General features: G+C 68.9%; 16 protein-coding genes. 9 read left to right on the top strand and 7 right to left on the bottom strand.

Annotated features, from left to right (window positions below):
- Positions 1-26: 26 nt before the first annotated feature.
- The gene (locus ACFCV3_RS27700) at positions 27-809 is read right to left on the bottom strand and encodes a DeoR/GlpR family DNA-binding transcription regulator (RefSeq protein WP_132410249.1); all 783 of its coding nucleotides are present in this window, start codon (positions 807-809) and stop codon (positions 27-29) included.
- A 101-nt stretch (positions 810-910) separates the two neighbouring features.
- Here ACFCV3_RS27700 and ACFCV3_RS27695 point away from each other — a divergent pair, with 101 nt between their 5' ends.
- Together ACFCV3_RS27695 and ACFCV3_RS27690 are read left to right on the top strand one after the other, a co-directional pair.
- Positions 911-1,804 carry an SIS domain-containing protein gene (locus ACFCV3_RS27695; RefSeq protein ID WP_376034638.1) on the top strand — a complete coding sequence of 298 codons (894 nt, stop codon included), beginning with the start codon at positions 911-913 and terminating at the stop codon, positions 1,802-1,804.
- Between the two features lie 138 nt (positions 1,805-1,942).
- Complete coding sequence (locus tag ACFCV3_RS27690; RefSeq protein WP_376034636.1) at positions 1,943-2,821, top strand: alpha/beta hydrolase; 879 nt, start codon at positions 1,943-1,945, stop codon at positions 2,819-2,821.
- Positions 2,822-2,864: 43 nt separating this feature from the next.
- Here the strand turns inward: ACFCV3_RS27690 and ACFCV3_RS27685 are convergent, their stop codons facing one another.
- The 4 genes from ACFCV3_RS27685 to ACFCV3_RS27670 form a co-directional block, all read right to left on the bottom strand.
- Complete coding sequence (locus ACFCV3_RS27685) at positions 2,865-3,677, bottom strand: hypothetical protein (RefSeq protein ID WP_376034634.1); 813 nt, start codon at positions 3,675-3,677, stop codon at positions 2,865-2,867.
- 1 nt (position 3,678) lies between these two features.
- Entirely contained in the window at positions 3,679-4,200 is a 522-nt protein-coding gene (locus ACFCV3_RS27680; RefSeq protein ID WP_132410257.1) for a SigE family RNA polymerase sigma factor, read from the bottom strand.
- A gap of 66 nt (positions 4,201-4,266) precedes the next feature.
- Complete coding sequence (locus tag ACFCV3_RS27675; RefSeq protein WP_376034631.1) at positions 4,267-5,283, bottom strand: serine hydrolase domain-containing protein; 1,017 nt, start codon at positions 5,281-5,283, stop codon at positions 4,267-4,269.
- Positions 5,284-5,293: 10 nt separating this feature from the next.
- On the bottom strand, positions 5,294-6,493 hold the full coding sequence (locus tag ACFCV3_RS27670; RefSeq protein WP_376034629.1) for an MFS transporter: 1,200 nt from the start codon (positions 6,491-6,493) through the stop codon (positions 5,294-5,296).
- Positions 6,494-6,548: 55 nt separating this feature from the next.
- Here ACFCV3_RS27670 and ACFCV3_RS27665 point away from each other — a divergent pair, with 55 nt between their 5' ends.
- The 7 genes from ACFCV3_RS27665 to ACFCV3_RS27635 all read left to right on the top strand — a co-directional run bounded on the left by ACFCV3_RS27665 (position 6,549) and on the right by ACFCV3_RS27635 (position 11,703).
- Entirely contained in the window at positions 6,549-7,052 is a 504-nt protein-coding gene (locus ACFCV3_RS27665) for a CGNR zinc finger domain-containing protein (protein ID WP_376034627.1), read from the top strand.
- A 44-nt stretch (positions 7,053-7,096) separates the two neighbouring features.
- Complete coding sequence (locus ACFCV3_RS27660) at positions 7,097-7,318, top strand: biotin/lipoyl-binding carrier protein (RefSeq protein WP_376034625.1); 222 nt, start codon at positions 7,097-7,099, stop codon at positions 7,316-7,318.
- A gap of 150 nt (positions 7,319-7,468) precedes the next feature.
- Entirely contained in the window at positions 7,469-8,143 is a 675-nt protein-coding gene (gene sigE / locus ACFCV3_RS27655; RefSeq protein ID WP_376034623.1) for an RNA polymerase sigma factor SigE, read from the top strand.
- On the top strand, positions 8,140-8,751 hold the full coding sequence (locus ACFCV3_RS27650) for an anti-sigma factor family protein (RefSeq protein ID WP_376034621.1): 612 nt from the start codon (positions 8,140-8,142) through the stop codon (positions 8,749-8,751). The genes sigE and ACFCV3_RS27650 overlap by 4 nt, the downstream gene beginning before the upstream one ends.
- Before the next feature lie 3 nt (positions 8,752-8,754).
- On the top strand, positions 8,755-9,810 hold the full coding sequence (locus ACFCV3_RS27645) for a sigma-E factor regulatory protein RseB domain-containing protein (protein ID WP_376034619.1): 1,056 nt from the start codon (positions 8,755-8,757) through the stop codon (positions 9,808-9,810).
- 66 nt (positions 9,811-9,876) lie between these two features.
- Complete coding sequence (locus ACFCV3_RS27640; protein WP_376034617.1) at positions 9,877-11,316, top strand: trypsin-like peptidase domain-containing protein; 1,440 nt, start codon at positions 9,877-9,879, stop codon at positions 11,314-11,316.
- Positions 11,317-11,364: 48 nt separating this feature from the next.
- Positions 11,365-11,703: a sec-independent translocase gene (locus ACFCV3_RS27635; RefSeq protein ID WP_376034615.1), complete on the top strand. Its 339-nt coding sequence runs from the start codon at positions 11,365-11,367 to the stop codon at positions 11,701-11,703.
- A gap of 2 nt (positions 11,704-11,705) precedes the next feature.
- On the opposite strand, the gene ACFCV3_RS27630 is transcribed toward ACFCV3_RS27635, so the two are convergent.
- Together ACFCV3_RS27630 and ACFCV3_RS27625 are read right to left on the bottom strand one after the other, a co-directional pair.
- A complete protein-coding gene (locus ACFCV3_RS27630) occupies positions 11,706-12,698 on the bottom strand; it encodes a 1-aminocyclopropane-1-carboxylate deaminase/D-cysteine desulfhydrase (RefSeq protein WP_376034613.1) in 993 nt (330 codons plus the stop codon).
- 46 nt (positions 12,699-12,744) lie between these two features.
- Positions 12,745-13,890, bottom strand: coding sequence for an Mrp/NBP35 family ATP-binding protein (locus tag ACFCV3_RS27625; RefSeq protein ID WP_376034611.1), 1,146 nt, complete (start codon positions 13,888-13,890; stop codon positions 12,745-12,747).
- Positions 13,891-14,034: the final 144 nt, after the last annotated feature.

The following is a 14,034-nucleotide window of genomic DNA, read 5'->3' as shown; positions in this document are numbered from 1 at the left end:
GCGGAGGAGGTACGGCGAAGATGCGGCTACGCGCGGATGACGTCGATACCGGCTTCCTTGAAGACGGTCAGCTGGCTCTCGTCGGCCTGGGCGTCGGTGACCAGGGTGTCGATCTCGCTCAGCTCGCAGATCCGGGCGAAGGCGCGCTGGCCGAGTTTGGAGGAGTCGGCGACCACGACGACCTTGGCGGCCCGGCTGACGATCAGCTGGTTGATGTTCGCCTCGCCCTCGTGATGCGCGGTGGCGCCGGTCTCGTCGATCCCGTCGACCCCGATGAAGGCGATGTCCAGCGACAGGTCGGCCAGGATCCGGTGCGACAGCGGCCCGATCATCTCGTAGGACTGCGGCCGCGCCACACCGCCGGTGAGGACCATCTTCACGTGCGGCCGGACGATCAGCTCGTTGGCGATGTTCAGCGCGTTGGTGACGAGCGTGAACGCCGGCTCGCCGTGCTCGGCGGACAGCTCCGGCCGGGTTGCCAGCGTGCGCGCCACCTCGGAGATGGTGGTGCCGCCGTTCATCCCGATCACCATGCCGCGACGGACCAGCGTGGCCGCCGCCTGCGCGATCCGCTGCTTCTCGGACGCGAAACGCGCAGTCTTGTAGCGCAGCGGCAGGTCGTACGACACCGCGTTGGCGACGGCGCCACCCCGGGTCCGGGTGAGGAGCTGCTGCTTGCCCAAGTGGTCCAGGTCGCGCCGGATGGTCGCCGCGGACACGTGCAACTGCTCGGCGAGCTCGTCGACGTCGATGGCGCCCTTCTCGGCGAGCGACTCGAGCAAGGTGTTGAGGCGTTCATAACGCTTCACCCGGGGCTCCTCCTTCACACTTTCGGTCAGCCGGATGGCGGCCGGTTGGCACCATTCGATCACGTTCGAGCAGTTTCGACCATGACAAGTGCGGAGACGACATGACCCAGACGCCCGATGAGAGCCCTTTCGTGACCGCTGAGATCGCCACCCAGCCTGAGCTCTGGCGCCGGATCGGCAGCAGTTTCGCGCAGTACGGTGACGCTTTGCCCAAAGCCGGTCAGCGTGTCGCGGCGGTCGGTTGTGGCACCTCCTGGTTCATGGCGATGGCGTACGCCGCCCTGCGCGAGGACCTCGGTCAGGGCGAGACGGACGCGTTCGCCGGCTCGGAGTTCCCCAAGGACCGCGGGTACGACGCCGTGGTCGTGATCAGCCGGTCCGGTACGACGACCGAGGTGCTCGACCTGATCCGGTCGACCGACGTACCGACCGTGGCGATCACCGCGACCCCGGGGTCGCCGATCGTCGAGCTGGCCGATCACGTGATCATGCTGGACTTCGCCGATGAGCAGTCCGTTGTTCAAACCCGCTTCGCGACCACCACGCTGGCGCTGCTGCGCGCATCTCTCGGTCAGGATCTCGAGCAGGCCGCTGCGGATGCGGTGACCGCTCTGAGCATCGACGTGGACGAACTGGCCAAGCTCGAGCAGGTCACGTACGTCGGCACCCGCTGGACCGTCGGTCTGGCCCACGAAGCGGCCCTGAAGCAGCGCGAGGCGGCCTCCGCGTGGACCGAGGCCTACCCGGCGATGGACTACCGGCACGGCCCGATCGCGATCGCGCAGCCCGGCCGCGGTGTGTGGGTCTTCGGCGAGCCGCCGGCGGGCCTGCTCGACGATGTCGCCGCCACCGGCGCCACGATCGTGCACCACGCCGAGCTGGACCCGATGGCCTCGCTGGTCGTCGCCCAGCGCGTGGCGGTTGCGAAGGCGCTCGCCCTCGGCCTGAACCCCGACCAGCCGCGCAGCCTGACCCGCTCGGTGATCTTGTCCTGAACAGTGCACGGATCTTCGGTGCACGGCGTTGACCCAGGGTAGTCGAGTGATTACCTTGGGCGCCGTGGGCCGCCGTACCACCGAGTAGGCCGGTGGTGGAGAGGCGGTTCAGCCGCCCGATCCACCGAAGGAGTTGCCGTGCGCGCTTTCCGCCGCCGTCCGCTGCAGATCTTCCTCGCAACGCTGTTCGCCGCCGCCGTACTGTCCCCAACGACCGGCCAAGCCGCCTCGGTGGCCGCCAATCCGTACGAGCGCGGTCCGGCTCCGACCAACGCCACGATCGAAGCGCCGCAAGGCCCGTTCGCCACCGCGACGGTGACCGTCCCGGCCTCCGGGGCGCGCGGTTTCGGTGGCGGCACCATCTACTACCCGACCAGCACCAGCGAAGGCACCTTCGGTGCGGTGGCCATCTCACCTGGTTTCACCGCGACTCAGTCGAGCGTCGCCTGGCTGGGACCACGGCTGGCCTCGCAGGGCTTCGTGATCATCACGATCGACACCCTGTCCCGCTACGACTCACCTGCCAGCCGCGGTGACCAACTGCTGGCAGCGCTGGACTACCTCACCACCACCAGCTCCGTCCGGACCCGGATCGACGCGAGCCGGCTCGGCGCGATGGGGCACTCGATGGGCGGCGGAGGCTCCCTCGAGGCCGCGAAGGACCGGCCGGCACTCCAGGCCATCGTCCCGCTGGCCGGCTGGAACACCACGAAGAACTGGTCACAGGTGTCCGTGCCGGCCCTGGTCGTGGGAGCCGAGAGCGACACCGTCGCCCCGGTCAGCAGCCACTCCGAGCCGTTCTACACCAGCCTGCCGGCCACCCTCGACAAGGCGTACCTGGAGCTGAACAACGCCAGCCATTCCGCTCCGACCTCGCCGAACACGACGGTCGCGAAGTACAGCATTTCCTGGCTGAAGCGCTTCGTCGACGACGACACCCGCTACGAGCAGTTCATCTGCCCCGGACCGGGCGCGAGCACAACCGTCGAGGAGTACCGATCGACCTGCCCGTTCTGAGCTGAGCCGGGCCCGGCCGCACGAAGCGGCCGGGCCTCGGCGGCTAGAACCAGGCCTGGCTGGTGACCGCCTGCTTGAGCTGCTCCTGGGTCAGCGGCGGCTTCGCGCTCAGGTTGGGACCGCCTTTGCGGGCGTAGGTGTACGACAGGATCTCGATCGCGTAGTGGTCTGGAGTGAGCAGTGTGGCGATGTTCGCGCTGCCGCCGCCGTCCACTGCGGGCTCCTGCCCGAACGCCGAGTACAGGAATGATCCGTCCGGTCGCTCGGTGCAGGTGATCGGCGGGCGGCCTGCGAGCTTCGCGTCCTGGCGGGCCGCCTCGCACGCCTCGGCCGGCGTGCCGTGGTAAGCGGTGAAGCTGACGGTCGTGATGTGGCCCTTCCAGAGGAAGTGTGCGATCTGGGCCTGCCGGCCGTGGTCCATGATCCGGCCGGTCCGCATCTCGGCCGGCGTGACCTTGCCGGGGTAGATCCGGGTGAACAGCCCAGGTAGATCGGCCGCTTTGACGGGGATGTCGGCAGTCGCCGGCGGCGGCGCGTTGGTGGGCTTGCCCGCCGGCAGGTTCTTAGGCTGGTCCGGCTTCGCCGTGGTGCTGGTGGCCGGTGCAGGGGCACTGGCCGGGGCGATCCCGCTGCCACCGCTGCCCAGTCCGGGGGCGACGGTCAGTGCCACTCCTACGATCCCGGCCACGCCGACCGCTGCGGCGAACGCCGTACCGGCTGTGTGCAGGCGGTGCTTGGCGCGGCCGCGGACGATACCGCCGCGGACCAGTGCCGCGACATCCACCTCGACGTCCGCCGTGGTGTCGTGGAATAGCGTCGTGACGCGGTCGTCAGTGGCTGTCTTGTCGTCGTACATGTCAGTCCTTCCCGATCCTCAGTGAGTCGTCGGCCAGCCCGCGGATCCGTTCGAGTGCGCGCATACTGCGGTTGCGCACTGCTCCCGGCGAGGCACCCATCCGATCGGCGACCTCGTCGACACTGAGGTCCTCGAGGTAGCGCAGCACCAGCACCACGCGATCGGCAGGTGGCAGCTCGGCCAGCAGCGCCCGGAGCGCCAGCCGGACGTCCGCCCGGGCCGCCGGATCGTCGACCAGCTGCTCCGGTACGTCGGCGTACGGCTTCTCGTCGTTGCTCCGGCGCCGCCTCCCGCCGAGGAACGTCCGGGTCAGCGTGGTCTGCGCATAAGCCGCCGGATTGTCGATCCGGCCGAACGGCCGCCGCCACCGCGCATAGATCTTGGCGAGCGTCTCCTGGACGAGGTCCTCTGCTTGGTGGTGACTACCGCACAGCAACCACGCCGAGCGGTAGAGCTGAGCAGCCCGCGCCTGTGCGAACTCCTCGAACTCCTGCTCCGTTCCCGACCCACTGCGATTCGGCATCGTTCTCCTCGGTTGGCGTCACCCCTTTCGATGCGATGCCACCTCTGAATGTCACACCGATGTGGGTCAATCGCAGTAGATCGCCGTGAAGACCCCGATCACCGCGCTCGACGCATCACCGCCGGGCAGCGGGTTGTAGGACAACGTGGCGTGGGTGGAACCCGAGTGGGTCGAGTACGTCGTGTAGCCCAGGATCTGGCCGCTGTGTCCCTCGACCGTGGTCCCACAAGGCAGCCGGAACCGCTGCAGACCCAGGCCGTACTCGAACAGGTCGGTGGCCGGGACGTAGCGCCGCATCTCGGCCAGTGCGGCCTTGCTGGTCAGCCGCGCCGCGAACAGCGCGTCGAAGAACCGGTTGAGGTCAGCCGTCGTGGAGATCATCTCGCCGGCCGCCCAGTCCAGCGACGGGTTCATCAGCGTCGCGTCGACCAGTTTGCCGTCGACCGAGGTGTAGCCGGGCGCGTGCGGTGACGGCAGACCGGGCCTGTCGCCGGGCAGGCTCGTCTGCGTCAGCCGCAGCGGTCTCAGGATCCGTCTGCTGATCTCGGCGCCGTACGAACGACCGGTGACGCGCTCGATCAGCAGTCCGGCCACGATGTAGTTGGTATTCGAGTAGTGCCACCCGGTGCCGGGTGGGAAGTAGGGCGGGTGACTGAACGCAACCTCCAGCAGCTGTGAAGGTTCGTAGTGCCGGAAGCGATCAGCACCCCGCCACCGATTGGTCGACCACCCCGGATCGTGCGCGTAGTCGTAGATCCCACTCGTGTGGTCGAGCACCTGCCGCACAGTGATGCGCTCACCGTCCGGTACGACGCCTGGCAGGTACCGCGCGATCGGATCGTCGAGCCGAACCCGTTGCTCGTCGACCAGCTGCAGGACCACCGTCGCCACGAATGTCTTCGTGACACTCCCGATCCGGAAGTACGCATTCGGTGTGACCGGTCCGGCAGCACCTGATTGGGCATCCACGCGCAGCACGGCGGTGGAGGCCCCGCCGGAATCGACGATCTGCTGCAGCTGCGCGGCAGGAAACGTGGGGGAGACGGCAAGGACTGTGCTGGCCAAGAAGGCGGTGAGGTTCATGGCCAGAACGCTATGTATTCAAGGGCTTCGACGACATCCGGCCAACCCCCGAACCTCGACGGGGGTTAACCCCACCCACGACGATCCCGAGGCCGGCGGCGGACACCAGCAGTGCGGCCACGAGGAAGAGGATGCCGCGAGTTCCGATCGACGAGACCAGCAGTCCGGCGGCCGCCTGGCCGAGCGCGGCGGCGCCGACCCGCAGGCTGGCGGCGGTGGTCCCGACCCGGCCCTGGAGCTCGGCCGGGCTGTAGCGCTGCCGGGCCGCGAACATGGCCGGCAACAGCGGCCCTTCGACCGCGCCGGTCAGCACCGCCAGCACCATCAGGACGGCGAACGATCCTGCGAGCGGCCAGAAGGCGAAGGCAACGCCGTAGGCGGCAGCGGCGGCGATCACGATGTGCTCCGGTCGCCAGCGGGTCTGGAGACGGCTCGACAGCAGTGCGACGCAGACGCTGCCCACTTCGACAGCAGTCCACAGGTAGCCAGCAGCTGAGCTCGGTACCCGCAGCGAGGGGACGTGCAGAGGCAGAGCAATCAGCAGCATGCCCATCGCACCGGCGAGCAGGGTGGTGGTCGTGGTCGAAGCGCGCAATGGCGGTGTCCGAACCAGGTGCCGGATCCCTGCGATCGCAGAGCTGAACAGCGGAGCCGCAGTGCCCGCTGGGAGAGCCGGCAGCCGGCCGATCGCGAGGATGCTGACCACAGCGGTGACCGCAATCACCACCCCGGCAGCCTCGACCGACACGGTTGCGGCGAGAGTTGCCGCCGTGGCCGGTCCAGCGATTGTGGCGGCGCCGAAGCTGGCAGCCTCCAGCGAGTTGGCCCGCGGCAGGAGCTCGGCCGGAACGAGTCGCGGCAGGATGGTGGTGAAACCCCCGGACACCATCGGGAGCGTTGCTCCGGCAACCGCAGCCAGCACAGGCGTCACCCACGACGGCGTATGGCCGACAGCGGCGAGCAGTGCGAGCATCACCACGACGAGCACGGCCTGGTTCGTGGCGAGCGCCGTACGGCGGTATCGCGTCCGGTCGAGCCATGCCCCGAGGAGGGGCCCGGTCAGCACCGCTGGCAACGCGTAGGCGGCTCCGGTCGCTCCAGCCAGTGCGGCGCTCCCCGTCCGGTCCAGCACCAGCAACACCAGCGTGAAGGCCACCATCTCGTCCCCGAGTCGTGCGGAGGTGGCAGCGAGGTAGTAGGCGAGCGGCATGTAACCGAACCTAGGCTGTTACGCGTTACTGCATCAATCCCGTTACAGTCGGGCCATGGAGCGGATGGTGCGGGTCGCCGTCGACCTGGTCAACGAGGGCGAACTGCCCTGTGTCGAGTCGGCGGAAGCCTTCCTGCGGGCGCACGACGAGCCGGAGCCGATCGAGATCACCCACCCCGAACTGGCCGGCATCAACGCGGTCCGCGAGCGGCTGAGGCCTGTCTTCGGAGCGGAACCCGCCGAGGCCGCCCGGCTGCTCAACGGACTACTGCGCGACTACGCCGTGCGGCCGTATCTGACCGAGCACGACGGCACACCGTGGCACCTCCACGTCGCCGAGCCGGACGCCGGCTGGGCGGAGTGGCTCGCGGCGCAGACCGCCCTCGCACTGGCCGGGTTTGCGGCCAGCCACGGTTTCGGCGCCCTGGCGGAGTGCGCTGCGGCGGACTGCCGCCAGGTGTTCGTGAACAGCACGCCCAAACGACCCAAACGCTTCTGTACGCCGACCTGCGCCGGCCGGACCCGGGTTGCGGCGTACCGCGCCCGCCGAGCGCTGTAGCCCGAGGCCTAGGATCAGCAGCAGACTGCGATGAGGAGTGCGAGTTGAGTCACACCGTGTGGGCAGAGCTGGTGGCCAACGTGCAGAAGGTGTCTGCTAAGCCTGGAGACACGGTGGGGCCGCAGGACGTTCTGGTCATCCTCGAGTCGATGAAGATGGAGATTCCGGTGCTGGCCGAGGTGGCCGGGACCGTGGTCGAGCTGAAGGTGGCCGAGGGCGAAGTGGTTCGCGACGGTGACCCGATAGCGGTCATCGAGGAGAGCTGACTCAACCGAAATGCCTCTCAGCGCGTCTTGTCAGGTGAAGGCACCGGCCGGGAACTTCCGGCCGGGGCACCGCGTTGAGCCGTCGTACCAGCATCTCAGGGTCGAACCCGGGTGTTCCCGACGTGCGCAGAGGACGGTGACCGAGGCACCATGGCCTTCACGCTCATTGCCGAGAGGACCCAGGGAGGCGTTGCGGTGAAGCCGCTCGACACCTCGGTGGCGCCCACGCGCCAGCCGGTGCCGGAGACTCTGCCTTCGTGGGACGAGATCGTCCGCACGCACTCCGCCCGGGTCTACCGGCTGGCCTACCGGCTGACCGGGAACAAGCACGACGCGGAGGACCTCACCCAGGAGGTCTTCGTCCGGGTCTTCCGGTCGCTGTCGTCGTACACCCCCGGCACCTTCGAGGGCTGGCTGTACCGGATCACCACCAACCTGTTCCTGGACGGTGCCCGCCGCAAGCAGCGGATCCGGTTCGACGGCCTGCCGGAGGACGCGCACGACCGGCTGCCGGCCAAGGGCGACGGTCCGGCCGACAAGCTCAACGCGGAGCTGTTCGACCACGACGTGCAGGGCGCCCTGGACTCGTTGCCGGAGGACTTCCGCGCCGCGGTGGTGCTCTGCGACATCGAGGGCATGACGTACGACGAGATCGCCGACGTGCTGGACGTGAAGCTCGGGACGGTCCGCAGCCGGATCCACCGCGGCCGCTCGATGTTGCGCAAGCATCTGGAGCACCGGGCCCCGCGGCCCGGTCAGACCCGGATCAGTGGTCCGTCCACGGACGGACTGCTCGGTGAGAGTTCCGGAGGTGAGTGGCGGTGACCCTTCAGCACCCGATGGACAAGCTCAGTGCCGTCGTCGACGGCCAACTCGACCATGACTCGCGGGACAAGGTCCTGGGGCACCTGGTCGGTTGTGACACCTGCCGCGCCGAGGTGGACGCCCAGCGCCGGCTGAAGGCGCGGATGGCCGCCCTCGAGGCGCCCGACCCGTCCACCGACCTCATGCAGCGGTTGATGGGTGTCTCGTCGTTCGCGACCGAGCCGCGTGAAGAGGTGCGCCCGGTGCTGACACCGGCCCCGTCGCTCTTCCCACAGCGCTCCGCCTTCCCGGCGGCCCGCACCGGCGCCAGCCGCCCGGGAGCACCCCGGACGACCCGCTCCCGCCGCCGTACCGGCGTTCTGGGCGCGGCCGGCTCCGCAGCGGCAGTCGCCTCACTACTCGGTACGGCGTTCGTCGTCGGGGACCCGGCCCGGTCGGAGCAGCCGCCGGCGCTGCAGCCGCCGATGACCAGCTTCTCGTCCGACCACGCCAGCACCACGGGTGGGACGCCGTTCGCAGACCCGGTGGCCGTGCTCAACTCGTACAACGGGTCCGGATACGTCGGGTTCAGCTCGACGCTGCAGCCGGTGGCCCTGACCGGACGCTGATCCGTGAGCCTGAACCGGCTCGCCGTACTGGTCAGCACCGCCCTGATCGGTATCGGCCTGCCCCTGCCCGCCACCGCGGTCCCGGCGGTGGACCGCGAGGACTCGCCGCAGGCCGTCAGCTGGCTCGAGCGCGCCGCAGCAGCGCCGAACCGGGTTTCGTACCACGGCACCCAGATCATCACCGCCTGGGGACCGCAGGGCGCGAGCTCGGCGATGCTCGACATCGTGCACGCGGCCTCCCAGGGCTCGGAGATCAGTGTCGTCGGCTCGCCGTCCTCGCCGGGCGCCAAGGCGTTCGTGCAGCGGGCGACCAGCACGGACGCATCCATCGACGGCGGTCCACTCGCGCTGCTGCAGGCGACGTACAAGCTGGTCTACAAGTGCTGCACTGAGCTGATCGGGCGGACGGCGGTGCTGGTCGAGGCACTCCGCGACGATCAGACCCTCGCTGCGCGGTTCTGGATCGACAAGACGACCGGGCTGCTGCTGCAGCGGCAGCTGTTCAGTGTGGACGGCAGGACGATGGTCCGGGCGACGGTGTTCACCGAGCTCGAGATCGAGGACTCGCAGTTCATCCGGCATCTGCCGCCGATGACGCCGAGCGGTGTGGAGCCGCTCGGGCTCGGCAAGGTCGACCACCTGCGTTCCGAGGGCTGGGTCTGCACGCCTGAGCTACCGGCCGCCCTCAAGCTGTACGACGTCCACCAGGACACCACCAACGGCTCACTCCAGTTCTCGTACTCCGACGGACTGTTCAACGTCTCGGTCTTCGAGCAGCGCGGCGCGCTCGACCCGGCCGCCGTGGCCGGCTTCACCCCGACGCAGACACCCGGCGTCTACGTCCGCTACGGCATGCCGTCGTACGTCGTCTGGTCGTCCGGCGGGATCGTCTACACGCTGATCGGGGACGTGCCGCCGGACGCCCTCGGGAAGGTGGTCGAGTCCTTCCCGCACGAGCTGCCGGTGCGCCTGAGTGCGGTCCAGCGGATCGGCAGCGGACTGGCCAGAATCGCGACGTGGCTCACTCCGATGGGTGCGCTTTCCCCCAAGCTGGGATAATCAAATCCGGAGCTACTCTCGGGAGTGGCCCCGGCCGATGTTCCCGACCACGAGTGAGGCGATCACGTGAGCACCAACGACGCCGAACCGAGCACCCCGGTAGCGCCCGGTAGCGCGCCGCTGACGGGCTTGACGCCGCCTGCGCCCGGGACCGGGAGCACCCCGCTCACGCCGCCCCGCAGTGACTCGGCCTACCGCCAGACGGCCAGTACGCCGCAGCCCGCCCTCCCGGCGCCGCCCGAAGGCCAGCAGCCGATGCGGTCGGTCACACAGCGCAGCTTCGGTGCGCAGGAGCCGACCTTCCGCCCGGTCTACCCGGGTCAGGCCTGGCCGACCGAGCGCCCTGGCTACCAGGGGCCCGTGCCTCCGCCGCCGCTGGACTGGCATCAGCAGCAGGCCCGCGCGTACACGCCGGGTCAGCCGGCCAAGAAGTTCGACAACCGCGTCATCCTGATCGCTGCGATCGTTGCGCTCGTCATCGGCCTGCTGGCTGGTGGCGGTGCCGCCGTGACCGTGGTCGCGCTGAGCGACGGCAACGGGCCGATCACCAAGCAGCCCGATGTGCCGGTCGGGACGGGGACCGATCCGAAGATCCGCAGTGGCTCGGTCTCCGCGGTGGCCGGCAGCCTGCTGCCGAGCGTGGTCCAGCTCCGGGTCGAGGGTTCGGACAACTCCCAGTCGACCGGTTCCGGGTTCGTCATCGACAACGCGGGTCACGTGCTGACCAACAACCATGTGGTCGAGTCCGCCGCCAAGGGCGGCTCGATCCAGATCATCACCGAGAAGGGCAAGTCCCAGACCGCCCGTCTGGTCGGTCGCTCACCGGCGTATGACCTCGCGGTCGTCCAGGTGGTCGGGCTGGATGCGCCGTCGGTGCAGTTCGGCCGCTCGGACCTCGCGATCGTCGGGCAGGACGTGGTCGCCATCGGCTCCCCGCTCGGGCTGGCCGGGACGGTCACCTCGGGCATCATCTCGGCGAAGAACCGGCCGGTGACGGCCGGGGACAGTTCGGACCAGGCGTCGTACATCAACGCCCTGCAGACCGACGCGGCGATCAACCCGGGCAACTCGGGCGGACCGCTGGTCGACATGAACGCGCGGGTGATCGGGGTCAACTCGGCGATCGCCGCCGTGCGTGGCGCCCAGGAAGGGCAGACCGGCAACATCGGGCTCGGGTTCGCGATCCCGATCGACCAGGCCCGCCGTACCGCGCAGCAGTTGATCGCGAACGGCAAAGCGACGTACCCGGTGATCGGCGCGAACGTCGACATGCGGTTCGAGGGTGGTGCCCGGGTCAGCTCGGTCGCCGCCGGCTCACCGGCCGCCCGCGCCGGCCTGCGGGTGGGCGACGTGATCACCGAGATCAACAAGCAGCTGGTGGACACCGCCGAGTCGCTCATCGTCGCGATCCGCACCCATCAACCAGGCGAGAGCGTCCGCCTCGTCTACGAACGCAGCGGCCGCCCGCGCCAGGCCACCGTGACGCTCGGCCAGCAGATCGGCTGACACCCCCTCGGGTACGCTGTGCCGGGGAACGAGAAGTGAGGTGAACGCATGTTCGGCATCGGGCCGCTCGAGCTGGTCGTGATCGCGATCGTCGCCGTACTCGTCTTCGGCCCGGAGCGGCTGCCGGAGTTCGCCCGCACCGCGGGCAACCTGCTCCGCCAGGTGCGCCGAATGGTCTCCAACGCGCAGAACGACCTGCGCAGCGAGCTGGGCCCGGAGTTCGCCGACCTGGAGCTGCAGGACCTCAACCCCCGCAACTTCGTCCGCAAACACCTCCTCGAAGGCACCGACGACTTCGACGACAAACCAGTCTCCACAGACTTCGCCGAAGCCCCCCAACGCCTCCCAGCCGGCGCCAAGCCCCCCTACGACCCCGAGTCCACCTGACTTCAGCGAGTGTGGGGAGTACGTCGCCGACTGGAAGCAATGTGCCGCTGGATATCGATTGCTGGCTGCAATCTCCTGCCACTCGACGCCTGCGCGAGTGCCTGCGCTGGCCTGGTCCCGCTGATCAGGGCCACGATCGTGGTGCCTGCCGGGAACACAGTGCGGGTCACTTGGTCGAACAGTGCGTACATCATCTTGGCCTCGTACACCCAGTCCAGCCGCAAGCCGTGCCGCGTCTCGAAGTCGTCGATGAACTCGTCCAGCTCAGGCGTCCGCTTCGCGTAGCCGCCGAAGTGGTAGTCGCATTCGAGCCGCCATGATCCGGCACGCTCGCCGTACACCTGCTCTTGCAGCCCAACGATGTCACCCTCGAGGAACGCGCCGCCCTTGAGAACAGGAACCCCGATCACCACCTGATCCGGCCGCATAGCGGCAGCCACACCCGCGAGCGTCCCTCCCGTACCGACCGCACAGAACAGGACGTCGACCGACGCGTCCAGCTCCGCCGGCAACTCTGCACATCCCCGGACCGCGGCGGCGTTGCTGCCACCCTCAGGAATCAGATAGAAGTCGCCGTACTCCTGATGCAGCGCCTCGATCACGGTGTCCGATGATTTGGCCCGGTACGTCGTTCGGTCGAGATAGCCCAACCGCATGCCGCGCGAGACGGCGTACCGGAGTGACGCGTTGAGTGGCAGGTGCTCCTCGCCCCGGACCACGCCGATCGTGCTGAAGCCGCAGTACGATCCGACGGCGGCGGTGGCCCGGAGGTGGTTCGAGTACGCCCCACCGAACGTCAGGAGAGTCTCGAACCCCAACTCCCGAGCGGTTGCGATGTTGTACTTCAGCTTCCGCCACTTGTTACCAGGCACTTCCGGATGGATGAGATCATCCCGCTTCAGCAGGACGCGAACCCCGGCAGTCCTCAGCCGCTCGTCCTCGATCTCAACCACCGGCGACGGCAACCGAAGCCCCGCAATCGGCCCATCATCCATCCCACCAGCGTCGCACGCACCCACTAGCTCGCTGGTCAGGAGGACGTCAGCGGCCGGCGGGGCTGAGGCCTAGTTGGCGGCCTAGGAGGCCTCGGGGTTTGCCGCCTAGTTTGGCGGCGATGCCTTCGAGGACCTGGGCTGCGGGGGTGTCGGGGTTGGCGAGGGCGAGGGGGTGGCCTAGGTCGCCGCCGCTGCGGAGGCGCTCGTCCAGGGGGACCTCGCCGAGCAGGGGGATCGGGTAGCCGAGGCGGGCCGAGAGGGTCTCTGCGACGCGGGTGCCGCCGCCGCTGCCGAAGATCTCGATGCGGTGTTCGGGACCGCAGTGCGGGCAGGGGAGGAAGGACATGTTCTCGATGACACCGGCGACGCGCTGGTGCACCATCTGGGCCATCGTGCCGGCCCGCTCGGCCACCTCGGCGGCAGCCTCCTGCGGGGTGGTCACGACGATGACCTCGGCGCTGGTCAGCCGTTGGCCGACCGAGATTGCGATGTCACCGGTACCCGGCGGCAGGTCGAGGAGCAGGACGTCGAGGTCGCCCCAGTACACGTCGGCGAGCATCTGTACGAGTGCGCGGTCCAGGATCGGGCCGCGCCACGCAACCACCTGGTCGCGCTTCGGCTTCAGCATGCCGATCGAGATCACCTTCACGCCGTGGGCGGGGACCGGCATGATCATGTCGTCCACCGCGGTCGGCCGCTCGTCGGCGACACCGAACATCGCCGGGATCGAGTGCCCGTAGATGTCCGCGTCCAGTACGCCGACCGACAGCCCCTGACGCGCCATCGCGACGGCGAGGTTCACCGTCACCGAGGACTTGCCGACGCCACCCTTGCCGGAGGCGATCGCGAACACCTTGGTCAGCGAGTCGGCCCGGGAGAACGGGATCTCCTTCTCGGCCACGCCACCGCGCAGTTGGGTCTGCAGTGCGCTGCGCTGCTCGGCCGACATCACCCCGAGGTCGATCTCGACCCCCGTGACGCCTTCGAGTTTGCTCACCGCGGCCGTGGTGTCGCGGCGCAACGTGTCCTTCATCGGGCAGCCCGCGACGGTCAGCAGGATCCGGACCGCGACCACACCGTCCTCGCGCACGACGACGGACTCGACCATCCCGAGATCGGTGATCGGTTTCTTGATCTCGGGGTCGAGCACACCACCGAGAGCCGTGGTCACCTGATCAGCAGTGGGAGCCATACCCCAAGGCTACGTGCTCGATGGAAACCCCCGGACCACGGTCCATGTGACGTAGGTCCGGCAAGGCGACCCTTAGTGGCGGCCTTTTCCGGTCTGGCGCAAGGGCTGGCAACGTTGTCAGCAGCTAGCTACCGTGAGTCCCGA

This window comes from Kribbella sp. NPDC056345 (assembly GCF_042262745.1).
In the GTDB taxonomy this organism is placed as follows: Bacteria; Actinomycetota; Actinomycetes; order Propionibacteriales; family Kribbellaceae; genus Kribbella.
The sequence above is the reverse complement of the archived record's forward strand: the minus strand, read 5'-3'. Positions and strand labels throughout refer to the sequence as shown.

Excerpts from the sequence above, each read along its gene's own strand:
- ACFCV3_RS27695 (WP_376034638.1), top strand. The coding sequence starts at position 911 with ATGACCCAGACGCCCGATGAGAGCCCTTTCGTGACCGCTGAGATCGCC.
- ACFCV3_RS27685 (WP_376034634.1), bottom strand. The coding sequence starts at position 3,677 with ATGTACGACGACAAGACAGCCACTGACGACCGCGTCACGACGCTATTC.
- ACFCV3_RS27680 (WP_132410257.1), bottom strand. The coding sequence starts at position 4,200 with ATGCCGAATCGCAGTGGGTCGGGAACGGAGCAGGAGTTCGAGGAGTTC.
- ACFCV3_RS27675 (WP_376034631.1), bottom strand. The coding sequence starts at position 5,283 with ATGAACCTCACCGCCTTCTTGGCCAGCACAGTCCTTGCCGTCTCCCCC.
- ACFCV3_RS27670 (WP_376034629.1), bottom strand. The coding sequence starts at position 6,493 with ATGCCGCTCGCCTACTACCTCGCTGCCACCTCCGCACGACTCGGGGAC.
- ACFCV3_RS27665 (WP_376034627.1), top strand. The coding sequence starts at position 6,549 with ATGGAGCGGATGGTGCGGGTCGCCGTCGACCTGGTCAACGAGGGCGAA.
- sigE (WP_376034623.1), top strand. The coding sequence starts at position 7,469 with ATGGCCTTCACGCTCATTGCCGAGAGGACCCAGGGAGGCGTTGCGGTG.
- ACFCV3_RS27635 (WP_376034615.1), top strand. The coding sequence starts at position 11,365 with ATGTTCGGCATCGGGCCGCTCGAGCTGGTCGTGATCGCGATCGTCGCC.
- ACFCV3_RS27630 (WP_376034613.1), bottom strand. The coding sequence starts at position 12,698 with ATGGATGATGGGCCGATTGCGGGGCTTCGGTTGCCGTCGCCGGTGGTT.
- ACFCV3_RS27625 (WP_376034611.1), bottom strand. The coding sequence starts at position 13,890 with ATGGCTCCCACTGCTGATCAGGTGACCACGGCTCTCGGTGGTGTGCTC.